The organism is Paenibacillus borealis, assembly GCF_000758665.1.
GTDB classification, from domain to species: Bacteria; Bacillota; Bacilli; order Paenibacillales; family Paenibacillaceae; genus Paenibacillus_AQ; species Paenibacillus_AQ borealis.
Map to the genome: position 1 here is coordinate 7,832,351 of NZ_CP009285.1, position 24,078 is coordinate 7,856,428.

Genomic DNA, 24,078 nt, shown 5'->3' on the forward strand with positions numbered 1-24,078 from the left:
GGATTCAGCATGAAAGATAAGGATAATTTACTGCGTGAAGCAAATGAATTCTTATCTTTCAAATTTGCCGCTTTCCTATAATTATAGGGGGAAACCCTATTTTTATAAACAACAAATAGAGCGGAGCTGCGGCCTTTGTGGACAGGGAACAGCGCTCACGATAGAATGAATTTGCAATTGACTGTTTAGACAGGAGGCCATGCCATGCCGACCATCAAAGACGTTGCGCTGAAGGCTGGCGTATCGGCGACTACCGTATCCCGGGTATTGAACAACAGGGGGTACTTAAGTGAAGAATTGAAGCAGAAGGTGCAGCAGGCGATGGACGAGCTCAATTACCGCCCGAACGAACTGGCCCGCTCCCTCAGCCGCTCCAAATCGAACATTATCGGACTGATTATTCCGCATGTTTCCCTGCCCTTTTTCGGCGAATTGACCAGTCATATTGAAGAACATGCCTACCGTGAAGGCTACAAGCTGCTGCTCTGCAACTCGTGGCAGGACAAGCAGAAGGAACAGGAGTATATCAACATGCTGCGTTCAAGCCGGGTCGACGGCATTATTATGGGCAGCCATACGCTTGAAGTAGAAGATTACCGGCAGATGAACCTGCCTCTGGTTACCTTTGACCGGCAGATTTCGCCGGATATTCCTTATGTATGCTCAGACAATTACAACGGGGGCAAGCTGGCCACTATCCTGCTGATTCAAAAAGGCTGCCGCCGCCTGGCCCATATCGGCGGCCATCCCAAGCTGAATATCTTATCCCATCTCCGCTGCGTGGCCTTTGAGGAAACCGCTCGGCTGCACAGTGTCCGGTACGTTTCGCTGCACACGGATAACAACAGCTTCGACTTCGAAGCCTATGAGCAGCTGCTGGACCAGCTGTTCCGCGAGCATCCCGAGGTGGACGGAATCTTTGCCGGCAGTGACATCATAGCCGCCTGTGCCCTGAAGGCCTGCCAGATCAGAGGGCGGCGCGTTCCTGAAGATGTGCGGATTATCGGCTATGACGGCATCGCCCTCCGCAGCCTGCTGTATCCGGCCATCAGCTCTATCCGCCAGCCGATGGAGGCGATGGGCAAGCTGGCCGTCGATTTAATCCTGCGGCAGGTGCAGGGTGAACCCGTTGAGTCAGCATACATCCTGCCCGTGGAGCTGGAGGAGGGCGCTACGACGTAGGGGTAGATAGGGGGATAGGGATAGGGATAGACAGAGACAGAGACAGAGACATAGATAGAGATAGAGATAGAGATAGAGATAGAGATAGAGAGGCACAGATATAGGCATAGGTATAAGCATAGGCGCAGATATAAGCACAGGTGCAGATATAGACATAGGCACAGGGACAGACACAGGTACAGGGACAGACACAAGTACAGGCACAAAGTCACCCTAACGGGTGAATCAAGCTGGAGCTTATGCCGCTTATGCAGCCTATGCAGAATTTAAGGCCGCTACACTCACCTTGCTCTAGTCAGCATACATACGGGGTAGCCAGGGAAATCAAGGGCACTTCTGCCCCTCATTTCTTCCTTGGACGCGCATTGGGGGAAATCAAGGGCACTTTTGCCCCTCATTTCCTCCTTGGGCGCGCATCTGGCGAAATCAAGGGCACTTTTGCCCCTCATTTCCTCCTTGGGCGCGCATCTGGCGAAATCAAGGGCACCTTAGCCCCTCATTTCCTCATCACGCGGTGCGCGTATGGTAAAATCAGGTGCAATTATCGCTCTTGATCTCCTTCTTGAGCCTCCATCTGAGATGGGATTAGCGGGATTTATCCCTCTCATTCACTCATTCCGCCCACTTCCGGCGGAATCCGGAGGATGCCTGGATTTAGGGACATACTCTTGTCCCTCTCCTATACACTCAATAGTTGAAAGGAAGGGATGTTTCAATGCTAACGTCTACGATTACTGAGTTGCAATCGCTGCTGGCAGCAGTACCCGCTGCGTATAACCGTCTCACTCCAGAGGAAGCTGCCGCACCGCGTCCTGGAGGCAAATGGTCCTGTTTGCAACTACTCGGACATTTATGCGATTCGGCGATCAACAACCTTACGCGGTTTATCAAGGTCCAGTACGAACCTCAGCCCCTGCTGCTGACTTATTATGACCAGAATGAATGGATGACTGCCCAGCAGTATGCCTCGGCTCCGCATGATGAAATACTGACCCTGTGGATCAGCCTGAATCAGTCGATCCTGCGCGCAGTTTCGCGCCTGTCTGCGGAGCAGCTGGCACTCCTCTTACTACGCAACGACGGTACCATGGTCACCCTGCAATGGCTGGTTGAGGACTATCTGGATCACATGAAGCATCATCTGCGGCAAATGTTCCCGGACCAGGACTGGGTATAGCCGGCCCTCTTTTACCTCTTCTCGCATCAGCATCATGTACTGCGAAAAAGCAACTCTACACAACAAAGACGCCCGTGCTCAACCGCCTACTGCGGAGAACACGGGCGTCTAATATTCCTCTCAACTGCGCGGCGGAGCACCGCAGCATACTACGGTCCCTTCACTTGCCGTACAATACATCCATTCCATTACCGCAGCCAAACACTTATCTGCCGCTTATCCCGCATACAGCTCCAGCAGCTTCAAGGCACTAAGCTCCGAGGTGGAAGAGAGCACAAGATCCGCCGCGCCCAGCTGCTGCGCGCTGCCAATGCCCACGGCCTTCATGCCCGCCGCCTTAATCGCGACAACGCCTGCGGCCGCATCCTCCACGCCGATGCAGTTGCCCGGCGTAACACCGAGCAGCTCCGCCGCCTTGAGGAAGATCTCCGGGTCGGGCTTGCCCTTCCGGAGTTCAGCCGGGTCGGCTACCGCCTGGAACCAACGGGCTGCGCCGAGGCGCTCCAGAATCAGCGGCGCATTCAGGCTGGCCGAGGCCAGCCCCGCAGAGATTCCCCGCTCGCGCAGGGAATCTAGCAGCTCTGGAATACCCGGCAGCAGGTCCGCCGGGTTGATGCGCCCGATCATTTCCTTGTAATGATCGTTCTTCTTCTCCGCCAGCCGGAGCTTCTCGGCTTCAGGCAGCAGCGCAAGTCTGCTGCCCTCCAGCACAATCTCCAGCGATTCCATCCGGCTGACCCCCTTCAGCCGTTCATTCTTCTCCCGGCTGAAGGGGATGCCCAGCTCATCGGCGAGAGCTTGCCAAGCCAGATAATGATATTCGGCGGAGTCGGTAATGACGCCGTCCAGATCGAAGATTACCGCCTGAAGCTGGCCCGCAAGCTGGATCTTCACCGGCTCCTGCGGAAGCAGCCGCAGCAGCTGTTCCTTATGCCTGATCTCAAGACCCGTACCGGCCAGCAGCGTATATACGGCAACCTCACGATCAACGAATATATCCAGCAGTTGCCCGCGTACAGTGATCTTGAAGCGGTAGCTCTCCCACTGCTCCGGCAGGGCAGGATCAAAGCTCAGCTGCCCTTCATACAGCCGAAACCCTCCAAAACCGTTCACGATCGACATCCACGAGCCGGCCATCGCCGCCATATGCAGCCCGTCCTTGGCGTTGCGGTTAATGTCATCAAGATCCATCCGCACGGTGCGGTCGAAGTAGGCATATGCTCCGTTTAAATCGCCGATCTCAGCAGACATGATGCTGTGAATACAAGGCGACAGCGAGGAGTCGTGGGTGGTTAACGGCTCATAGTAATGATAGTTGCGTATTTTATCGGCCAGGCTGAACTTGTCTCCCAGCAGGAACATGGCCATCACAAAATCCGCCTGCTTCAACACCTGGTGGCGGTAGATCACGAGGGGGTGATAATTCAGCAGCAGCGGATACTTATCAGCCGGCGTGTTATCGAAATCCCATTTCTGCTTCGTCAGGAACGTGTCATCCTGGGCATAAATGCCGAGATCATTGTCAAAAGGAATGAACATCCTTCCGGCGGCTTCCTTCCAGCCCTCTGCTTCTTCCATGGATAGCCCTATGGCCAGCCGCAGGCGCTCATAGTCAGCAGGATATTCCTCCCGCAGAAGCAGGGCGGTCTCATAGGCATACATGAATTGGTCCTGAACCATGAGATTGGTGTAGGCATTGTTATTCACAATTGCCGTATATTCATCCGGTCCAGTCACGGCATCAATACAGAAGGCGCCTCCGCGCGCGGGGTTATAGTGACCGAGATCGGCCCAGAAGCGCGAGGTCTCAAACAGAATCTCCGCCCCTTGGGCAACCAGGAATTCCGTATCGCCCGTTGCCAGTACATACTGCTTAAGCCCGTAGGCAATATCAGCATTGATATGCGCCTGGGCGGTGCCTGCCGGGAAGTAGGCGGAGTTCTCTTCGCCGTCAATCGTCCGCCACGGGTACAGCGCCCCCTTCTGCGACATGACCTCCGCGCGTTCCCGCGCCTTGCCGAGCGTGGCATAGCGGAATTCCAGCAGCGCCCGGCTGACTTCAGGCTGGGTGAAGGTGAAGAACGGCAGCATGTACATCTCCGTATCCCAGAAGTAATGGCCTTCATAGCCTTCTCCGGTTAAGCCCTTGGCTCCGATATTCGTCGCACCGTCCCGGCCTACCGATTGCAGCAGCTGAAAAGCATTAAAGCGGATGCCCTGCTGCAGCGCCGGATCACCGTTGATTTCCACATCCGTATGTGCCCAGAAGCTGTCCAGGTACCCCTGCTGCTCCTCAGCCAGACCGGTGAACCCAAGCTCTCCGGCTATTTCCAATACCCCGGCACTCCGGTTATGCAGCTCCTCCTCCATGTAATCCTTGGAGGTGTGATACGTTATATATTTGGTGAGTCTCACGGTCTCACCGCTGCGTACCGCCGCGGCATAACATACCGATACCCGCTGCCCGATCAGCTGGTGGCTCATCTCGCGCCCGGACTTCGCCTGCAGCACATGGCTTACAGCGGTCAGCAGCGCAAACTGCGTATGCCGTGTCCGCTGCTTCATCCACAGCTTCCGGGTGGCAGCGTCATAGCCGGTATCCTCCAGCAGCAGGCTCGGTTCAGCACTGCCTGCCCCCAGCCGCGGGTCATCGGTGGCCTCCGGCTGCCGGATCTCGCCGTCCACAGCCGATTCAAACTTCAGCGTGCCGGAGAAGTTCAGCGCTGTCACTGCATAGTCGATGGCGGCCAGATGCTTGTGCGCAAGTGAAACCATCCGGCGGATCTGCAGCAGCACCCGGTGGCCGGCAGGGGATTCCCACTCCACCTCCCGGTGCAGAATACCGCTCTGCATATCCAGCCGGCGTTCATACCGGTGCACTGTTCCGTGGTCCAGCCGGAAATCATTTCCTTCAATGCTGAGCTCGATCATACGCGCATCGGTCACATTCAGCATCGCCTGATTCCGGGAAGGGAACCCGAAGGCCCCTTCGGGATAGACAATCGGCTCAGAATCGTAGAATCCGTTCAGATAGTTTCCGGCTACCGAAGTGCCCAACTTGCCATGATACCCTTCCTCGAAATTTCCGCGCATGCCGATATATCCGTTGCCGAGTGCGAACACGCTCTCGCTCCGCTGATTGTACTCATCCTCGTAGTGTTCCTCACCGAGACTCCACTCGCGGTAAGGATATAATGCCGGCGGATGTTCATAGGGCTTCATCTTCATCTCTATATTCTCCTCCTGATTGCGGACTTCTCCTGACCGCCGGGCAGGATACTCCGGGGACAGACCTCCGCTCTATACGTTGCCGCCTACAATGGCGGTAGTCATGCACATCCGGCATCTGCCGTTAAGACAAAAACTCAGCCTTTCACCGAGCCGCCCATCAGACCTCTGACGAAATACTTTTGCAGCAGGAAGAAGATCGCCAGCGGCATCAGCATCGAGATAAACGCAGCCGAAGTCAGCAGATGCCAGTCATTGCCGCGTGAGCCGACCAGATCGGCGATCTTCATCGACATCACCTGCACCGACGGCTGGTTGCCGATGAAGATCAGCGACACCAGATAATCATTCCACACCCAGAGGAACTGGAAGATTCCAATGGAGGCGAGCGCAGGTACAGAGAGCGGCAGAATCAGTCTGCTAAAAATGGTAAAGTGGCTGGCGCCGTCAATGAAGGCCGATTCAAACAGATCCTTCGGCAGCTGACTGATGAAGTTGTACATAAAGTACGTAACCAGCGGGAGGCCGAAGGCCGTGTGCGCCAGCCAGATGCCGAGATAACTGCCGTTCAGTCCCAGCGACGTGTAATCCTTCAGCACCGGAATCAGCGCAACCTGTATCGGAATGACCAGCATCGCGATAATGATGACGAACAGCGTCTTGCGTCCGGGGAAGCGTAACCAGGCGAAGGCGTATGCGGCAAAAGAGGCGATCAGCACCGGAATCACCGTAGCCGGAACGGCAATCGTCAGCGTATTCCAGAACGCCTGCGATAATCCGCTGCCCTTCTGCACCGTTTCACTTCCGTCGGCTTCCTTGAGTTTGTACTCCTTGCCGGACAGCACATTCTTATAATTATCGAGAGTCAGGTCAGGCGTAGCCTTCCAGCCCTGCTCCTGCACATTGACCGTGCGCGCTCTGCGGTTCTCCCACATCAGGCGGCTGTCATCCGCCTTCACGCCCGCCTTGAGCTGATCATCACTGTAGGTCTTGCCGTTCACCTCAATCGGCTGCCGCAGATCGACGTCCTTGGACAGCTGCAGCGTTTCGCCGGCCTTCCACTCCTGATGGGGGAATACCTTCCACCAGCCGGTCTGCAGAATATCCGCAGCCGGACGGAAGGAAGAAGCAAAGAGCCCGAACGTTGGCAGAATCCAGATGAAGCAGATGACGCCCAGTATCAGGTTAACAACGGTTTTGCTGCTTTTTCTTTTCTTTTTGCCGACCATTAGAATCCCCCCTGCTTGCGGAACTGCCGCAGATTAATAAGAATAACAGGCAATACCGCGATCAGGAGTACGATAGCCAGTGTTGAGCCGTAACCGAAGTTGCGGTACATGAAGAATTGCCGGTAGAACTGCGTCGCTACTACTTCTGTATCGTATTGACCACCCGTCATCACCATGACGACGTCAAATATTTTCAAGGTAAAGACAATAATGGTTGTGGTTACGGTCAGGATTGTCGAGGAGATAAACGGAATCATGATGCCGAAAAAGATCTTCACCTCACCGGCCCCGTCCACCCGTGCGGCTTCCAGAATATCATCGGGAACACCTTTGATCGCTGCTGAAAAGATAACCATGGCAAACCCCGTCTGCATCCAGATCAGGATAATAATGAGGAAGAAGTTATTCCAGGGCTGCAGCATACTCGTCCAGGCCTGCGGTTCGCCGCCGAAATAGGTTACGATCGCGTTCAGCAGTCCGATCTGCTCATCACCCGGCTGATAATAATAGACGAACTTCCAGATCACGCCTGCGGCTACAAAAGAAATGGCCATCGGCATGAAAATAATCGATTTGGCAATACGTTCATAACTGCTGCGGTCGGCAAGGATGGCAATCAGCAGCCCGAAGCATACACAGGCCAGCGTCCCTACGAATACCCAGAGCAGATTGTTGCGCAGTGCAGTGGCCATCAGATGATCGCTGAAGATCGCGGCATAGTTGCTGAGTCCGACGAACTTCTCTGAAGAAGCATTGAAGAAGCTTAAGTACAGGGTCCGCAGCGCAGGCAGAATTAACAGCCAGCCGAGGATAATCACCGCGGGTCCGACGAATACGTAGGGCAGCACTTTCCTGCGGATACGATCGGGATATTGCTCAACCGCCCAGGTCAAGGTGTAATAGATCAGATATACACCCAGCACGCCCCACAGCACGGCAAGCACCGCAGTCAGCAGCGGATTAAGCGTAGAATCGCGGAAAAACAAGAAAATCAGCCCGTTGATCACAATGTTGGCAAGCAGCACCCCCAGCGATAAAAGCACCGCCCGGCCGCTGATTCTCTGCTTGGCCTGCGTACCTGGGGCACCGGCCTCCGGCTTTATTTGTGCATCCATATCAGTTCCTCCTAATAAGTTTTGCGCAGCAAAACTCTCTACATAAGCATTCTTTAACAAAAAAAAGAGGGGCAGGATTCATCACTGCTGTCTGCCCCTCTTCATCATTTTTGCTCCTAAGTCCGTTTACACGTTTCTTAGTTGTTCCAGCCGGACTGGATTTGCTCCAGTGCCTGATCCAGAGTAGCCGTTCCGCTCACATAGTCGGTCATGCCTTTCCAGAACGTGCCCGCACCCACCTTACCCGGCATCAGGTCAGAGCCGTCAAACCGCAGAGTCGATGCATCCTGCACCAGCTGCGCCATCCGGCGGTCGGATTCGGATTGATACCAGTCCAGAGGGGCATCATTCATTGGAGCTACTACACCGCCGGATTGTACCCAGCTCTTGATCGATTCGCCGGTAGTGAAGAATTCCATTACTGCACGTACTTCAGGGCGGTCATTGAACATCGCGTAGATGTCGCCTGCTACCAGGACCGGCTTGCCGTATTGCTCATCAATCGGCGGGAGGTAGAACCAGTCATAATCTACATCAACCTTGGCTGTTTCCGGGAAGAAGCTGGTAATGAAGTTCCCCATCAAGTTGAACCAGGCTTTGGGAGGGTTCTCGAACATTGGTTTCGGAGCATCCCCGAAGGCCGTGGTTACGATGGATTTAGCGCCGCCGTATACATAATCCTTGTTCAGCCAGATTTTGGACATCACGTCTACTGCATTCTTCACTTCAGGAGAAGTGAACGGCAGTTCTCCGGCTACCCACTTGTCATAGTTCTCAGGAGTTGTGGTACGTAGCATAATGTTCTCTACCCAGTCGGTGGCTGCCCAGCCGGTAGCCGCGCCGCTCTCAATGCCGATCGCCCAGGCAGGATCGCCGTCTTTGGCAATTTGCTCTGTCAGCGCCATCATCTCATCCCAAGTCTGCGGAACCGTGTATCCGGCATCGTCAAATTGCTTCTTCGGATACCAGACCAGACTCTTCACATTACTGCGGTTCCAGATTCCGGCCATAATCTTGCCGTCTTTGCCGTCCATAGTGGACATATCCAGCCAGCTCTTATTGTAATTAGCTGTCAGCTTCTCCTGATCCAGCACACCGGTCAGATCGACCACCTTACCAGTCTTGGCAATGGAAGCCAGAAGTCCCGGCTGCGGGAAATCAGCGATATCCGGAGCGTTGCCGCCGTCGACACGGATGTTAATCGTAGCTTCGAATTCCTTAGAGCCTTCATATTGAATATCAATGCCGGTTTTTTCTTCGAACTCTTTAATGCTGCTCTCAAATTTCACCTGGTCGGCGTCTACAAACGGGCCGAACATGGTTACCTTAGTCCCTTTATATTCACCCTTCATCGCTAAGTCCAGCGGGCTTCCGGCAGCTGTAGCATCCGCATTATTTGTCGAATCCTGGTTGTTATCAGCTGGTGTTGCTGCCGGAGCCTCTGTTGCTGCCGGTGCATTCGTTGGTGCAGCATTATTATTATTCCCGCCGCATCCGCTGAGCATCATGGTGAAGGATAAGCACAGCACCATAGCGAGTGACAGTTTACGTCCTGGAGCCTTCTTCATTGTTTCATACATCCCCTTTAATTGTTTTTAGAGACTGCATTAGGTCAGCTTTATTCCCGGAATAAATACCGGATGAGCACTGGACCACCTCCTTGCAAAGCTTTTCAGAATACGATAATTTGTATGCAAAAATTGATTATTTCCTGGATCAGCATCACAAATATAGCGCTTACATTTTCCATAATATCACATGTTGTATGCGTTTCCAATACTGTAAAATCATATTTCCCACGTTTTATTTTTAATTTGTGGTATTCCTGCACCGCTCAGCTTCTGGCAACCGTATTTTCAGCGGATTTCCGTATAAACTAACCATAATAACTTACATTAATCTGCTGAATTTCTGTGAAAAGCTTTTCAAATTCAGATAAAGAACCCGCTCTGCCTTTCCATTACCCAGGCAGCAGCGCTTCAATCCCATCACAGGCAGGTTTCACTTCTCACGCGAGGATTCTCTTACAATCAGCTTATGCTCCATCTTTTCTTTCATGACAGCCACTGAGCCGGTCGTCAATAATTCATGCAGCTTCTCCGCAGCCCGGTAACCCAGCTGATAAATCGGCTGTGCGATCGTTGTCAGCTTCGGAATGAACATGCCGGACATCCGCAGATTGTCGAAACCGATCACTGACACCTGGCCCGGCACCAGAATATTGCGGTCCTTCAGATAAGAGATCGTTCCCATGGCAAACTCATCGGCCACGCAGAATACGGCGGTCAGCTCCGGATACTCACTGAACAGCTCATGCGATGCCTGATAGGCCTGTTCAAAGCGGTGATTGGCGTATTTAACCTTCTCCACATTGCGCTCCAGACCAAATTCCTTGAGCGCTCTGACGAATCCGGCAAAACGCGGCGGACCGGACACCGAATTATCATGATTGAAGCCGATCATTCCAATCTCCTGGTGCCCCAGCTCAATCAGGAATTTCACCGCATCATAAGCTGCCTTCTCATCATCGACCTCCACCGAAGCCACCTCATACTCATCAGAGTGGGAGGAGACCAGCACAAACGGAATTCTGCAGCCTACCAGCTTCTCGTAATACTCCGTGTACAACACGTCACTGGCAAATACGACTCCGTCCACCTGCTTCTCATGGAAGGTATCGATATAAGACAGCGTCCGCTCCTTGTCACGGTCTGTATTGCAGATCATCAGACTGTACCCGAGCTTAATGCAGGCATCCTGCATCCCCCGGATCACCCCTGCGAAATAGAGGTTCTCAATATCGGGAATGAGCAGCCCCAGTGTAAAAGACTTCTTGTAAATCAAACCGCGCGCAAACGCATTAGGCTGATACTTCAGCGCTTCTATGGCCTCCATCACCCGGCTGCGTTTACTCTCAACTACCGTGTCCGGCGCATTCATTACACGGGAAACCGTGCTGATAGATACACCAGCCATCTTGGCTACATCTCTAATTGTTGGCTTCATAGCTCTGACTTCCTTTTTTAGAAAAGCTTTTCAAAGCGATTATAGCAAGGCATCCGTAAATTGGCAATACCTTTATTATGCGCTTACATTTCATTTTATCCGGGAGGTATATCAGATGATTATTACCCGGAATTGTATTCCCCCGCTGCGGATTATGCTTATTCGGCTAATGGATAACGCGCCTTTCTTAAGCTCATCTGTCTATTTGAAAAGCTTCTCAATTAAACGCTATCTCTTACCTCTTACCCTTACGCCGCAGATTATTATGTAGCTTTAGCACATTAATCGCTACAGCTATATGGAGTGAACTTACGAATGTAGCGATAACTTGCTGAACAACGCTTGCTGTTGAGAGTAACGAGTCTGAAAGCTCAGCAGTTAAAACCGCCGAAAGACCGGATTCGCCGGGTGAAATGTATTCTGTACAACTAAAAACAGTGGTTAGTTCATTTTTAATAATTCCCGCAGCATAATGAGCGTTCGCTACAGTCGCACACAATACAATTATATAAACCGCACTTCAGACAACAACCATTCAAATTACCGGTCAGTCGCTGCGGACTGGCGTAATGCATCAATGCCTTACACATGATTCTTTTGCGGCAGAGTGGAGACTGCTTAGGAAGCACTGTAGACAGAAATGTTGTACGTTCTGCAACTTTGATTGATGGATAGCGGGGTGATCGGAAGGATTGTTGTATGAAATACAAGAATAATCCTGTTGAGCCGCTTGAAAAAGGTGAAATGTTGCCTTTTGTACAACAATTCTGGATTTGGGCCAGTATGTGGAGGAAAATGTTGTATTTTGGGCAGGATTTTATAATAAGTTACTGACTCTCTGCCACAGAAAGCGAATAAAACCGTGGAAATCCCTGCGGTAACAGTAGCCGCTTTGAAGATCAAATAAACAAAGAATGAAGGCTTAGTCAGTTTATGTTTGAAGGTTCATGTTGAAGGTTTATGTTGAAGGTTTATGCTGTAATCTTAAGTTCAGTCTATATAGAGCCTAGATAAGGTTATCGTCGCAGCCAGCCTGAGGATTCAAGCAATGAGCCCGGGGCTAATCCAGGAGAATACCGGCTCAACCTGCATAGATTGCTCATCTGGAATATCCCTCTCCTCTCCTCGTCTCTCCTCTATCCTCTCCCCTCCTCTCCACGCCTCTTCCTCTCCACGCCTCCCCTCACCGCTTACTTAAAGTGTGTAAATAATATTATTTCATGTTATAATTGGCGGGTAGATCAATCCATAGCTGCAAATACTGCTTACTGATGCTGAAGCATCCATTATAGGAGGGATTATGGTGAAGCAATTGCACGACATTCCGTTCTCCGTGCTGGATTTAGCCCCTATTCGCGAGGGCGGAACAGCCGCGGATTCATTTCATAACACACTTGATTTAGCACGTCATGCCGAAGAATGGGGATACCACCGTTACTGGCTGGCGGAGCATCACAATATGCCCGGCATTGCCAGCTCCGCTACGTCCCTTGTGATTGGACATGTAGCCGGCGGAACCAAGAGTATCCGCGTCGGCTCGGGAGGCATTATGCTCTCCAACCACGCACCGCTTGTTATCGCCGAGCAGTTCGGCACCCTGGAGTCCTTATATCCCGGGCGTATCGATCTTGGCCTCGGCCGGGCCCCCGGCTCCGACCAGGCAGCTGCCAGAGCGCTGCGCCGCGGTCTTGGCAGCGACGGCAGCGAATTCCCCGAGCAACTCAGCGAGCTCCGGGCTTATTTCGATGCTAACGGGGCGGGCGGCCGCCCGCTCGGTGTACGCGCAGTTCCCGGCGAAGGACTGAATATTCCGATCTGGCTGCTGGGCTCCAGCGGCTTCAGCGCCCAGCTTGCAGGCCAGCTCGGTCTTCCGTTTGCTTTTGCCAGCCACTTTGCACCGGATTACCTGCTGCCGGCACTGCATCTGTACCGCAGCAGCTTCAAGCCTTCTTCGGTGCTCGATAAGCCCCATGTCATGATCGGACTGGGAATAACCGCCGCAGATACGGTGGAGGAAGCGCGTAGACTGGCTACCTCCCAGCAGCAGCAATTCCTGAATATTATCCGCGGCCGTACCGGCAAGCTCCAGCCTCCGGTGGACAGCCTGGATGGTATCTGGACACCGCAGGAGAAGTCGATGCTGTTAAGCAAACAGCAATATTCCATTGCTGGAGATCCGTCTCTTATCAAAGAACGGCTGCTGGAGATTCTTGAGGAGACTGCTGCCGACGAGTGGATCATTGCTTCACAGATTTATGACCACTCCGCACGTCTGCACTCGTATAAGCTGGTATCTGAGCTGCTGCAGGAGAAATAAACCGATCCTGTCTATCAGACATACCTAGCCCATTTAACTACACACGGAAAACTCCGTAAATGTAGTTTAAATGGGCTATTTGTTTGTATGAAAACGCCACTGTTCTCTTCACTTGCAGATTAACAATCCATCGTTCTCTATAAAATACCGAATATTTATTGATATACGTAGAAATAATGAGTTAATAGCAGTATTCAGGAAATAATCTCTATTTTCACACAACAAACCGCCTTTTCTAACCGATTATAATCAATTTCACTGTTTTTAATTAGCTTGAATTTTGATTATACTGTAGTTATTCGTTATAACGAACAGACGCCGTTTTACGCTCCTCATAATCGTTCTAGCGGATACTATCGCCCTATTTCGTAGTGGTTCTCTGAAAAACCACTTTATTCGACAAAGCATGCGCAGGCAGGCATGAATCGTGGCGGATCGTGGCTGGAAACTGCAGAATTAGGCGGTTGTAGGATAAGAAATGCGGACTGTAAGCGGGCAGTGAACTAGAAATAGAGTAAAGATGACTTCCCAGAAGAGAGGGGCGGGAAAGTGAAGAAGAGCTATCGCGCGTCCTTGTTAGGCGCTTATATTCTAGTCGTGCTGGCAGGTGTTGTGTGGCATGCCGGAGGGGTCAGCGCTGAGGACACGATTAAGCTGACCGTAAATTCGCATACGACCAGCACTGCGACTATGAACAATATGCAGCCGGGAGATAACATGGCTTCAGATTATAAGATCATCAATGACGGAAATGACCCGTTTGACTACTCTGTAGACTTCAAATTCCTCTCCGGCGATGCTGAATTGTACGATATTCTGCAGATGACCCTGCAAAAAGAGGGAGTAATCATCTATTCAGGGGTAATGAGCGAGGCAGCAGGCCGGGTGACTATCGGCTCGCTTGAAGGAGCGGAGCAAGAGGCCATCCAGATGGATGTGCTGTTCCCGCCTGAAGCCGGCAATGAATTTCAGGGGAAGACAGTGAGTGTAGCCTTTGAATTCACTGCTACGGCAGAGCCTGCACCGACAGCTGAGCCCACGGCAACGCCGGTACCGTCAGAGACACCAGTCCCTACACCAGTCCCTACAGCTGAGCCTACGGCAACACCGACTGCCACGGTAACACCAGAGGAACCTGGCAGCACGCCGACAGCAACGCCAACAGCAACGCCAGCACCGACGGATCCACCATCCAGCACGGCACCTGTAGTTACACCATCTCCTTCTCCAACCGCTGCGGCAACACCGGCAGTTGATGAGGTGGCTGTAAGTGAAGCGCCGGTACCGCTGGGCGGCGGGGATAGCAGTGGCGGCAACAGCCCGTCTGCTACGCCAGATGCCGGAGCGGTCACTGCCGGCAGTACACCGGCGCCTTCACCGGAGGATGGGGTAAACCTTACGGATGACGAGCTTCCGCTCGCTGGTCCGGATGAGGACGGCAAGCTGCCGGATACCGCGGAACCTTGGTACAATCTGATTCTGGCCAGCATGGCCGTAGCTATTATCAGTCTGATTGCCATCCGCAAGCTGGGATCGAAGAAATAATATTTCACAGAAGGCTGGAGGAGAGAGTATGAAGAAGCATTCCGGTATATCCATGGCCGTGAAGCTAATCTTCATACTCTCTTTATGCGTCATGCTGTATTCCGCCGTCCAGATCTTCAAAGCGCCCGCAGAAGCCCGCGAAGCCCTGCAAACCTGGGAGAAAAAGAGGGAGGAAGCCCAGCTCCCCCCAGCAACAGAGGAAGAGACTCCGCTGCCTGACGGTATGATCAGCCCTCCTGCAGAACAAGGCGGTGCCAATCCCGCGTATACGGAGGGAGAGGTTATTGGAGAGATTTATTTTCCAAAGCTGGACAAACGGGTGGCTATTCTGGAAGGGACCGGACGGGCAGCTCTAAAAAAAGGGGCAGGGCATGACGAAGGGAGTGCAGCCATCGGCTCCCCCGGCAACAGCGTACTGGCAGGACACCGCGATACGGTGTTCCGGAGCCTCGGGAATCTGGAGGAGTCCGATATCATTGAGCTCGAGACGGCGGACGGGAAGTTCACCTATGAAATCACAGGGAGCAGGATTGTAGACGCAGAAGCACGGGGAGCGATTAAGGCAAGCGAACACCCCGTCCTTACCCTGATAACCTGCTATCCCTTCTCATATGTTGGTTCAGCTCCTGACCGTTATCTGCTCTCGGCTAAGCTGATTGCAAGCCAGCCGCTGGTACAGCAGCCGTAAACAGGCATTTCTCTCTTTGGAAGGCCGCACGGGGATGAGACCTCTGGCGGATCGTGATAATATAGACATACGAAGATAAAGAGGAGATGACCTGAATTGAAACAAGAGCTGATCAAACGTTTTATTTCCTATGCTGAAATGGATACCCAATCGAATGAGGATAGTGAGTCCTGCCCTTCCACCCCCGGCCAAATGGTGCTTGCCCATAAGCTGGTAGAGGAGCTGCAGGAGCTCGGACTGACGGAAGTTACAGTGGACGAGCATGGTTATGTCATGGCTTCACTTCCGGCCAACACGGACAAGGATGTTCCGGTGATCGGCTTCCTGGCCCATTTGGATACGGCGACCGATTTCACCGGCACGAATGTGAAGCCGCAGATTGTCGAGAACTATGACGGGAACGATATTGTGTTGAATGAGGCGCTGAACATCGTTCTGACTACGAAGAGCTTCCCGGAGCTGAGCGGCTACAAGGGGCATACGCTGATTACCACTGACGGCACTACCCTGCTGGGGGCAGATAACAAGGCAGGTATCGCGGAGATCGTTACGGCGATGGTGTATCTGCTCGCACATCCGGAGATCAAACACGGCAAGATCAGAGTCGCTTTTACCCCGGATGAAGAAATCGGACGCGGCCCGCATAAGTTCGACGTTGCGGCATTCGGCGCTTCCTATGCGTATACCGTAGATGGCGGTCCGCTCGGAGAGCTGGAATACGAGAGCTTCAATGCCGCTGCCGCCAAAATCAGCTTCCATGGGGTCAACGTGCATCCAGGTACCGCCAAGGGCAAGATGATCCACTCGTCCAAAATCGCCATGGCCTTCCACCTCCGGCTTCCTGCGGGTGAAGCGCCTGAATTCACGGATGGATATGAGGGCTTTTACCACCTGATCTCCATGCAGGGCAACGCCGAGCACAGCAAGCTGCAGTATATCATCCGTGACTTTGACCGCGAGAATTTCGAGAACCGCAAAGCCCATATCGCCGCCATTGTGGATGAATTCAAGTCTACTTACGGAGCAGACAATGTAGTGCTGGAGATGAATGACCAGTATTATAATATGCGTGAAAAAATCGAGCCGGTGCGCCAAATCGTTGATATCGCCCGGGAAGCGATGGAGGGTCTGGGAATTACGCCGGTGATCCGCCCGATCCGCGGGGGGACTGACGGCTCACAGCTGTCCTATATGGGACTGCCGACACCGAATATCTTCACCGGCGGCGAGAATTTCCACGGCAAATTTGAATATGCCTCTGCAGACGTAATGCTGAAGGCTGTTCAGGTTATCGTAGAGATCGCCCGTCTGGCTGAGCAACAAGCTTAAAGCCTCCTGCATAGCACAAATCCCCCCGGATAAAGCGCACCTCGCTTATTCGGGGCTATTTGTGCTGCGCGGCGCTTCTCCCGCAGAGTCTTCTCCCGCCCGGCCGCCGGCAGGCGGCTGCTCAGGTTCACATTGGGCCAGCACCTCCCTGTATCCTTCTCCCCAGTGCTTGATACTAAGCAGGCCGGATTCCAGGCCCCGGGCCCACTCCGTCAGAGAGTACTCCACTTTCTGGGGCACCTGAGGGTACACCTCACGATGAACCAGACCATCACGCTCCAGCTCCCGCAGCTGCATGGCCAGCATCCGCTGCGTAATTCCCGGACACAATCTGCGCAGTTCATTGAACCGCTTCGTACCGCTGATTAGATGGTAGAGCAGAACTCCTTTCCATTTACCGCCGATAACCTCAAGCGTCCGCTGAAAAGAATCCATTTCTCCCTCACGCCTCATCTCTTCCGCATCGCCTGAACTCCCGTTTCTCCCCTGTACATTCATATCTGCAAACTCCTCATTGTAGGATGCCCCGTTAATTAATACGATTGTATCATATATGTATTTCCACGTTTATGCCAATATGGCAAAAAACCTCTGGAGGCCTTAAATAAAGGCGCCCAGAGGTTATAGATATGTTATAGACGCAGACCAGCCGCCGTCTATATTTACTGCTTCACCGGCAGCCAGCCCGGCGTATGAATCAGTGCATTCCAGAGCGGGTCCGGGATAACAAGCTCAGCTTGAGCAGAAGGGTCCAGCTCAGTCTTAATCTCCTCTGCATGCCCTTCGGCAACCTTCTGAACCCAGTCCGGTTCAATCAGGAGCGGACGGCCCAGAGCGACCAGACTGATTCCGCTGTCCAGACTCTTCAGCGCATCAGCGGCAGTATAGAGCGAGCCTACTCCGATTACCGGAACCTTGCCTCCCGCACGCTCTACAATCTGCTCGATCCGCGGACGGCTGTCTTCCGTTCCCCGGCGCGGCAGCGACCACAGCTCCATCAGGGAAGCATGCAGATAATCAAGCCCTTCTCCTGTCAGCGCATCAATGAGCGCAAAGGTCTCAGCCATCGTAATTCCCGGAGTTTCCGGTTCTTCAGGCGAGAAACGGTACCCCACAAGGAATTCCCCTTGTGCATGCTGCTTCACAGCATCCTTGACACTGCGCAGAACAGCCAGCGGGAAGGCCAGGCGCTTCTGCAGATCGCCGCCCCAGCGGTCTTCACGTCTGTTGGAATGGGGGGAGAAGAACTGCTGCAGCAGATAGCCGTTGGCACCGTGAATTTCCACACCATCGAATCCGGCTTCGATCGCCCGGCGTGTAGCTTCTCCGAAATCAGCGATAATTCCGGTAATTTCTTCATCCGTCAGTGCGCGAGGAACCGGTCCTTGTCCGCCGCCCGGAAGCTCGGAAGGCACATCACTTGCGCTGACTGTCTGCCCGTCCGGCAGCTGCGCCGGAGGGCATTGGCGCCCGCCATGGAAGATCTGCAGAACCGCCTTCGCCCCTTCACCCTTAATGGCCTCGGCCAGCCCGCGCAGGCTCGGAATCAGCCCGTCATGGTCAGCACCGAATTCTCCAGGGAAGCCTTTCCCGCCGCGTGATACATATACACATGCGGTAATGACCATTCCAACACCTTTGGAACGGCGGATGTAGTACTCCACTTCCGGCCGGGACACGGTTCCATCCTCATTTGAGGAGAAATTAGTCATCGGCGCCATCACAACACGGTTCTTCAATTCAATGCCGTTCGCGAACTTGAACGACTCCAGCAGCAGGCTGTATTCTGTCTTCAGCATGATTATCCATCTCCTCCATTTGTCTATATCTATATGAACTTCATTTCATCGATCTGTCGCGGTCAGGATCATCCTTCCAAATAACGTTCTCCCCGTAATTCTTGCCCCAGTCATACATCATGCGCAGCACAGGCATCAGCGTATGCCCATATTCCGTCATAGAGTATTCTACTCTCGGCGGGACCTCAGCATACACCCGCCTGAATACCAGCTGATCTTCTTCCAGCTCACGCAGCTGATTGGTCAGCATCTTCTGGGTAATATGCGGAATCAGCTTCTTCAATTCACTGAAACGCTTGGTTCCTTCCAGACCCAGGTGCCACAATATGATAAGCTTCCATTTGCCGCCGATGACAGCAAGCGTAAGCTCCTTCTCGCAGTTGATTTCCTTCAGATTGATACGGTCTTTAATCTCAGTTGCCAATAGAAGTCCCTCCTTTCGTTCTTTAATATCATACTACAATACACCCGGGGACTGCACACCCGCCGGCAGACGCTCCCGGTGCAGACTCTATATACGCAAGCAGACCGCAGGCCAGCGGCCTGCGGTCTGTATACTGCATATGGGAATTATTACTATTCCTTGACCAGGCTTCCCTGCAGGCTGGCTGCACTGAAGTCCGGCTGGGCTTCAATCGTAGTGTCGCCTGCAGCTTTGGCTTTGTCCAGGGCCGCGTTATAACGTGTGTTCAGATCCTGAAGATCCTTGTCCAGATCTCCGCCGGTAAAAATATATCTGTTGAACACGTCCATCTTCTTCGTTCCTTCCAGACGTCCTTCGGTAGCTGTGAATGGAGTTGCCGGGTAGATTCCGTCAAACTTCGTCGGCAGGAAGTCCTCGATTCCCGGAATATCCGGAGCTTTCGCTGCGGCAGCAACGGAAGGAATAACAGAAACCCCGTATCCGCCTTCCTGGTAAGCGATCTGCACCTCATCGCTGTACATCCACTCGATAAACTTCCAGGCGGCTTCTTTCTGCCCGGAGTCTTTGCTCATCGCCAGATAACTGCCGGAGATGACCTGGCTGGCACCGTTCTGCTGGCCGTCTACGGTCGGAGGCAGTGCTGCCGCCCAGCGGATTTCCGTCGGGAATTGAGTTTTGTACACGCTAGGCTCAACAGAATGGTTGAAATACATCCCGATTTTACCTTGAGCGAACTGTGCCCGCAGCGGATCAATATCGAGCGATTCCGAACCCGGCATCATGCTGCCGTCCACTACGATCTGCCGCAGGGCTTCAAGCGTCTCCTTGTACATGCCGAAGTCGAACTTAGCAGTCTGGAAGTTGAAGCCTTCCGTTCCTTCTGTTTTACTGAGGGTTGTGATCGGATGGGCAATGCGCTCAAATCCGCTTCCGCTCTTGAAATTACCGGCGAAGCCGTATGCACCGCTGTCTTTACCCGCCTCAGTAATCTTCTTGGCATCCTCCACCATTTCCGCAAGTGTAGCTGGCGGCTCTGTAATCCCGGCCTTCTCGAACAGATCAACGTTATAGATCAGGCGCCAGAACTGGCCAATATTCGGCAGGGTGTAGATTTTGCCGTCAACCATATTCTTCTCATTAATGAGCACGCTCTCGAACCGGCTCTTCATTTCCGGCGTGATATAGCTGTCGAACGATTCCAGATAGCCTTTTTTGACCCAGGCCGGTACATTGCCTGTATCCACGCGCAGAATATCCGGCGCCTGTTTACTGGAGAAGGCGATATCCACCGACTGGGCGTAGTTGTCAGCCATCACTTTGAATTCAATATCTACATTAGGATTAAGCCCCTCGTACTCACTGATCTTCTGCTCAATGAAATCAGAATCATGACGGTCGATGGACCAGTAGACCAGCTTGGTTTGCTCGGCGGAGGTATCCCCGCCCTCCGCCTTTGTATTATTTGAAGCAGTTGACGAGGAGCATGCAGCCAGCGATCCTGCCAGCAGCAGCGAAGCACCTGCCAGCATCCATTGATTTCTTTTCATCTTGAAACCCTCCCTTTTCTTTGTGTAATCGCATTCATTTCATATAAAAATTATAGAATGACTGCGCGTTTGTAAGTGAAGGAGAAAACAACTATTCAGGGGAGACGAAATCACTGTTTCCGCGCTGTACCTCCGAAGTGTATTTGGAGCGGAAGTCGGTCGGCGTCATGCCGGTATATTTCTTGAACAGCTCAGTGAAATAAGGACGGTCCTCATAGCCCAGCGAGATGGCAATATCCTGAACCTGCATGCCCTCGAGCACCCGTTCCTTGGCCTTCTCCATTCTGCGGCTGATAATGTATTGGGCGAGTGTCATCCCCATTTCTTTCTTGAACAGATTGGAGAAATAGCTGGGGCTGAGATGAACCTCTCTCGCACAATCGGCAACCGCAAGGTTGCGGTGCAGGTTCTCATTGATGTAGGCGATGGCACGCTCCACCAGCACACGCGCATCACTGAACTGGCGGATCTGCACATAAGAGCAGCCCTGGCGGCAGAATTCACGGATCTGTCCCCGCAGCTCCTCGAATGAGGCGGAGGTATTCATATCTGCCAGCTTCTTCTCCAGCAGCTTGACCTCAGCGTCTGATGCTTTGTCAGAGAATACACGGTGGATCGAATGGGCCAGCTCCAGACACATCGTCTTGACGATCGCCGGATCGGGCAGCACGGGAGCACTTAGCCACTCACTCCAAATATTGTCCAGCTGCTCTTCCGCCTTAGCCAGATTAGCCGAACGCAGACAATAGAGCAGTTCTTTCTCCTTGTCAAAAGAGTATCTGGGCAGCGCGGCATCCCTCTCCGGTGATTCCACATAGCGGTATACGCTGTTCCCGCCGGTCAGGAACGTATTGGTCAGCGCAGACAGCGCCTGGGCGTAGGATACCGATAGCTGACCGGCCTCCTCCACTTCCCCGCCGAGTCCGATAGACACGGTCTGGTACGTATGCCGGCAGACGTTCTCCCGGCATTGCTCGGCCAGCTGCTCCGCATCAAGCTCCGCCGGGGGATTCATAACGATAATGAACTGATTGACATGCTCGCGGAACACGAGCCCTTGCGTATACCCGCCAATCGTTTCTTCCAGAATGTTCTGCACCGCGAAGCGGATCAGCTCAACCTCAGATATCCCCAGGGCAGCTGTACGCTCGGCAAAAAAATCGATCTCCGCCACCATTACACAAAAGTCGCGGCTGTTCATGGTAATCGCATAGAAATCCCACTGCTGGCTGCGGTGCTGCTGCCTGCTGCCGTAACGGATCAGGAGACGCATATACTCCTGACGCAGATAGGGCATACTCTCCCGCAGCTTCTGCTCCATCCCCCGCATCTGTTCAGCCTGCGAGCGTTCACGCTCCAGCACCTCTTTGGCCTTCAGAACAGATTCAAGCACCTGCGGCTTGGTAAAGGGCTTGACGATCAGGTCAAAAGCCCCGAGCTTCACCGCCTCCTGGGCATAAGAGAAATCCGAGTAGCCTGTCAGGAAGATCAGCTTGATCCCCGGCTGCTCCGCCAGAATCAGCCTCATCATCTCCAGCCCGTCCGTAAACGGCATCCGGATATCGGTCAGCACAATATCCGGACGGTGCTTGCGGATCTGCAGCAGTCCCTCTTCGCCGTTGGCCGCCGTTGCCGCGACGGCGATACCATGCTCCTCCCAGGGAATCCGCTGGGACAAGCCGCGGACCACAGCCGGAATATCATCTACAATACATATTTTTACAGGTTCAGCGTGGCTCAGGATAAACTCCACCTTCCATTGGAATTGAGAGGACAGCTTCAGTCTCTATGTGCGGGCGGCTGCGGAAGGTTAACGAGGCTTCCTTGCCGTAATATAACTGCAGACGGCTGCAGATATTGGACAGTGCATACCCTCCGCTGCCGGATGGCTCCTTCAGGCAGGCATTCAGCTTCTCCGCATCCATGCCCGACCCGTTGTCAGTGGCCCGGATCACGAGATGCTGCGCCTCTACGGCCGCGGAAATCGTAATCATACCTTCGCCCCGATGCTCTTTCAGCCCGTGGAGAATGGAATTCTCCACAAGGGGTTGAATAATAATTTTCAGGACAGGCAGCTCCAGCAGCTCCGCTCCCGCAGTTATCGTATATTCGAACATTCCCTCATAACACTGCTGCTGGAGGTTCAGATACTGGCGGACATGCTCCAGCTCCTTGCCCAGAGTTGTAATCTCCTGCCCGTTGTTCAGCCCCAGCTGGAACAGCGCGGATAATGAAATGACCATCTTCTTCACATCTTCATATTCATCCATTTCACATTTCCATAAGATTGTATTGAGCGTGTTATATAGAAAATGGGGTTCAATCTGCGCCTGCAGCGCTTTGATCTCCGCCTTCCGTTTTTCTTTCTCCGTATCTTTGACCTCAAGAATCAGCCCGCTGATCCGGTCCAGCATCTGGTTGAATTTGCGGCCCGCTTCCCCGATCTCATCCTGGAACGGACTCTGGAAGCGGGCGTCCAGATCCTCATGCTCCACCCGCGACATCGTCTTCTGCAGCTTCAGCAGCGGCCCGAGCAGCAGTGCCGAGAGGTATCTCGCCAGCAGCAGCGCGATAACAATGCACACGGCCATGATCATCAGCACCAGCCACTGAATGCTGCGCACAGGCTGAAGAAGCTCCTCCTTCGACTGGTAGCTGACCAGCCGCCAGTCCCCTGCATACCGCGAGTCCGCATAGCTGACCAGCATCGTCCCACCCCCTGCAGCATATTCGAAGTTACCGCTGTCCGCTTGAAGCAGCTTGTTCATAAATACCGCTGAGCGGGACCACTCCGGCCGCTCCTTATCTCCGAAGACACTGGCTCCGTCCTTGTTGATCAGCAGAAATTTGGCACTACCCAGGCTCGCCCCTCCGCTGACGGCATCCTCCAGAATATCCTCCTTAACATTAACGGTCAGGAAGACATCCGGCACATAGCTCTCCGTCAGCGGCTGCAGCAGCAGGGAGATTACATGATGATTGCCCGCGAACAGCTCGTCCTCATGGCTCTCCACCCAATTCGATTCGGGATTATCCTTGATCCGCTGATACAGCAAAGACTCCATAAATGGAGTCGCTGTTCTGCGCAGATTGCCGGCGGAGTAGAAATCCCCGTCCGGTGTACTGACCAGGATCGATTCAATGGAGTTCTCTGTCAGCTCCGCCTGTGTGAAGGGGCCCTGCAATAAGGAGAAGTTCGCAAAGAACCGGTCGGTATTATCCGCTTGTATATCCCGCATCGTCTGCTTATACGCTTCACTCAGCATCATGGTGGAGGACGCCACAATGATCTGCTTCAGCTTCTGGTCCAGTACGTTAACGGACTGGTTCAGCACATTGCGGTTCAGGTCGATGGAGTTGCGTTCCATGGCCCGCGAAGCAATCGAATAGGCCCACAGGCCGGTGACCGAGATACAAAAGACGGTCAGCCCGGTGAATGTCAGCCATATTCTTTTCTTCAGCGAGGTCCGGTACAGCCAGGCCTTCAGCATG

The 24,078-nt window shown here is 53.2% G+C and carries 18 protein-coding genes; 7 read left to right on the forward strand and 11 right to left on the reverse strand.

What is annotated here, in order from left to right; translation table 11 throughout:
• Positions 1-204: 204 nt before the first annotated feature.
• Both PBOR_RS33290 and PBOR_RS33295 read left to right on the forward strand, forming a co-directional pair.
• Positions 205-1,182, forward strand: coding sequence for a LacI family DNA-binding transcriptional regulator (locus tag PBOR_RS33290; RefSeq protein WP_042218311.1), 978 nt, complete (start codon positions 205-207; stop codon positions 1,180-1,182).
• 715 nt (positions 1,183-1,897) lie between these two features.
• Entirely contained in the window at positions 1,898-2,359 is a 462-nt protein-coding gene (locus PBOR_RS33295) for a DinB family protein (protein ID WP_052429755.1), read from the forward strand.
• 216 nt (positions 2,360-2,575) lie between these two features.
• Here the strand turns inward: PBOR_RS33295 and pgmB are convergent, their stop codons facing one another.
• From pgmB to PBOR_RS33320, 5 genes are all read right to left on the reverse strand, one after another.
• Positions 2,576-5,587 carry a beta-phosphoglucomutase gene (gene pgmB / locus PBOR_RS33300; protein WP_099052507.1) on the reverse strand — a complete coding sequence of 1,004 codons (3,012 nt, stop codon included), beginning with the start codon at positions 5,585-5,587 and terminating at the stop codon, positions 2,576-2,578.
• Between the two features lie 137 nt (positions 5,588-5,724).
• A complete protein-coding gene (locus PBOR_RS33305; protein WP_042218313.1) occupies positions 5,725-6,816 on the reverse strand; it encodes a carbohydrate ABC transporter permease in 1,092 nt (363 codons plus the stop codon).
• Positions 6,816-7,931 carry a carbohydrate ABC transporter permease gene (locus PBOR_RS33310; protein ID WP_042218315.1) on the reverse strand — a complete coding sequence of 372 codons (1,116 nt, stop codon included), beginning with the start codon at positions 7,929-7,931 and terminating at the stop codon, positions 6,816-6,818. The genes PBOR_RS33305 and PBOR_RS33310 overlap by 1 nt, the downstream gene beginning before the upstream one ends.
• Positions 7,932-8,068: 137 nt before the next feature.
• Positions 8,069-9,499, reverse strand: coding sequence for an ABC transporter substrate-binding protein (locus tag PBOR_RS33315; protein ID WP_042218317.1), 1,431 nt, complete (start codon positions 9,497-9,499; stop codon positions 8,069-8,071).
• Between the two features lie 433 nt (positions 9,500-9,932).
• The gene (locus tag PBOR_RS33320) at positions 9,933-10,937 is read right to left on the reverse strand and encodes a LacI family DNA-binding transcriptional regulator (protein WP_042218319.1); all 1,005 of its coding nucleotides are present in this window, start codon (positions 10,935-10,937) and stop codon (positions 9,933-9,935) included.
• 699 nt (positions 10,938-11,636) lie between these two features.
• Here PBOR_RS33320 and PBOR_RS38420 point away from each other — a divergent pair.
• The 5 genes from PBOR_RS38420 to pepT all read left to right on the forward strand — a co-directional run bounded on the left by PBOR_RS38420 (position 11,637) and on the right by pepT (position 16,816).
• Complete coding sequence (locus PBOR_RS38420) at positions 11,637-11,771, forward strand: hypothetical protein (RefSeq protein WP_281192086.1); 135 nt, start codon at positions 11,637-11,639, stop codon at positions 11,769-11,771.
• 466 nt (positions 11,772-12,237) lie between these two features.
• Positions 12,238-13,254 carry an LLM class flavin-dependent oxidoreductase gene (locus tag PBOR_RS33325; RefSeq protein WP_042218320.1) on the forward strand — a complete coding sequence of 339 codons (1,017 nt, stop codon included), beginning with the start codon at positions 12,238-12,240 and terminating at the stop codon, positions 13,252-13,254.
• A gap of 549 nt (positions 13,255-13,803) precedes the next feature.
• Positions 13,804-14,799: a hypothetical protein gene (locus tag PBOR_RS36715; RefSeq protein ID WP_042218322.1), complete on the forward strand. Its 996-nt coding sequence runs from the start codon at positions 13,804-13,806 to the stop codon at positions 14,797-14,799.
• A 28-nt stretch (positions 14,800-14,827) separates the two neighbouring features.
• Entirely contained in the window at positions 14,828-15,487 is a 660-nt protein-coding gene (locus PBOR_RS33335) for a sortase (protein ID WP_052429756.1), read from the forward strand.
• A 96-nt stretch (positions 15,488-15,583) separates the two neighbouring features.
• Positions 15,584-16,816, forward strand: coding sequence for a peptidase T (gene pepT / locus PBOR_RS33340; RefSeq protein WP_042218323.1), 1,233 nt, complete (start codon positions 15,584-15,586; stop codon positions 16,814-16,816).
• Between the two features lie 45 nt (positions 16,817-16,861).
• On the opposite strand, the gene PBOR_RS33345 is transcribed toward pepT, so the two are convergent.
• The 6 genes from PBOR_RS33345 to PBOR_RS33370 all read right to left on the reverse strand — a co-directional run bounded on the left by PBOR_RS33345 (position 16,862) and on the right by PBOR_RS33370 (position 24,077).
• The gene (locus tag PBOR_RS33345) at positions 16,862-17,269 is read right to left on the reverse strand and encodes a winged helix-turn-helix transcriptional regulator (RefSeq protein ID WP_245648320.1); all 408 of its coding nucleotides are present in this window, start codon (positions 17,267-17,269) and stop codon (positions 16,862-16,864) included.
• A gap of 209 nt (positions 17,270-17,478) precedes the next feature.
• Positions 17,479-18,615, reverse strand: coding sequence for an NADH-dependent flavin oxidoreductase (locus PBOR_RS33350; protein WP_042218324.1), 1,137 nt, complete (start codon positions 18,613-18,615; stop codon positions 17,479-17,481).
• A 40-nt stretch (positions 18,616-18,655) separates the two neighbouring features.
• On the reverse strand, positions 18,656-19,039 hold the full coding sequence (locus PBOR_RS33355; RefSeq protein WP_042140377.1) for a winged helix-turn-helix transcriptional regulator: 384 nt from the start codon (positions 19,037-19,039) through the stop codon (positions 18,656-18,658).
• A 152-nt stretch (positions 19,040-19,191) separates the two neighbouring features.
• The gene (locus tag PBOR_RS33360) at positions 19,192-20,586 is read right to left on the reverse strand and encodes an ABC transporter substrate-binding protein (protein WP_042218326.1); all 1,395 of its coding nucleotides are present in this window, start codon (positions 20,584-20,586) and stop codon (positions 19,192-19,194) included.
• Between the two features lie 91 nt (positions 20,587-20,677).
• Positions 20,678-22,339 (reverse strand): response regulator, encoded by a 1,662-nt coding sequence (locus tag PBOR_RS33365; RefSeq protein ID WP_052429757.1) that lies wholly within the window; start codon positions 22,337-22,339, stop codon positions 20,678-20,680.
• Positions 22,314-24,077 (reverse strand): cache domain-containing sensor histidine kinase, encoded by a 1,764-nt coding sequence (locus tag PBOR_RS33370; RefSeq protein WP_042218328.1) that lies wholly within the window; start codon positions 24,075-24,077, stop codon positions 22,314-22,316. The genes PBOR_RS33365 and PBOR_RS33370 overlap by 26 nt, the downstream gene beginning before the upstream one ends.
• Position 24,078: the final 1 nt, after the last annotated feature.

Excerpts from the sequence above, each read along its gene's own strand:
- PBOR_RS33290 (WP_042218311.1), top strand. The coding sequence starts at position 205 with ATGCCGACCATCAAAGACGTTGCGCTGAAGGCTGGCGTATCGGCGACT.
- PBOR_RS33295 (WP_052429755.1), top strand. The coding sequence starts at position 1,898 with ATGCTAACGTCTACGATTACTGAGTTGCAATCGCTGCTGGCAGCAGTA.
- pgmB (WP_099052507.1), bottom strand. The coding sequence starts at position 5,587 with ATGAAGATGAAGCCCTATGAACATCCGCCGGCATTATATCCTTACCGC.
- PBOR_RS33305 (WP_042218313.1), bottom strand. The coding sequence starts at position 6,816 with ATGGTCGGCAAAAAGAAAAGAAAAAGCAGCAAAACCGTTGTTAACCTG.
- PBOR_RS33310 (WP_042218315.1), bottom strand. The coding sequence starts at position 7,931 with ATGGATGCACAAATAAAGCCGGAGGCCGGTGCCCCAGGTACGCAGGCC.
- PBOR_RS33315 (WP_042218317.1), bottom strand. The coding sequence starts at position 9,499 with ATGAAGAAGGCTCCAGGACGTAAACTGTCACTCGCTATGGTGCTGTGC.
- PBOR_RS33320 (WP_042218319.1), bottom strand. The coding sequence starts at position 10,937 with ATGAAGCCAACAATTAGAGATGTAGCCAAGATGGCTGGTGTATCTATC.
- PBOR_RS38420 (WP_281192086.1), top strand. The coding sequence starts at position 11,637 with ATGAAATACAAGAATAATCCTGTTGAGCCGCTTGAAAAAGGTGAAATG.
- PBOR_RS33325 (WP_042218320.1), top strand. The coding sequence starts at position 12,238 with ATGGTGAAGCAATTGCACGACATTCCGTTCTCCGTGCTGGATTTAGCC.
- PBOR_RS33335 (WP_052429756.1), top strand. The coding sequence starts at position 14,828 with ATGAAGAAGCATTCCGGTATATCCATGGCCGTGAAGCTAATCTTCATA.
- PBOR_RS33345 (WP_245648320.1), bottom strand. The coding sequence starts at position 17,269 with ATGAGGCGTGAGGGAGAAATGGATTCTTTTCAGCGGACGCTTGAGGTT.
- PBOR_RS33350 (WP_042218324.1), bottom strand. The coding sequence starts at position 18,615 with ATGCTGAAGACAGAATACAGCCTGCTGCTGGAGTCGTTCAAGTTCGCG.
- PBOR_RS33360 (WP_042218326.1), bottom strand. The coding sequence starts at position 20,586 with ATGAAAAGAAATCAATGGATGCTGGCAGGTGCTTCGCTGCTGCTGGCA.
- PBOR_RS33370 (WP_042218328.1), bottom strand. The coding sequence starts at position 24,077 with ATGCTGAAGGCCTGGCTGTACCGGACCTCGCTGAAGAAAAGAATATGG.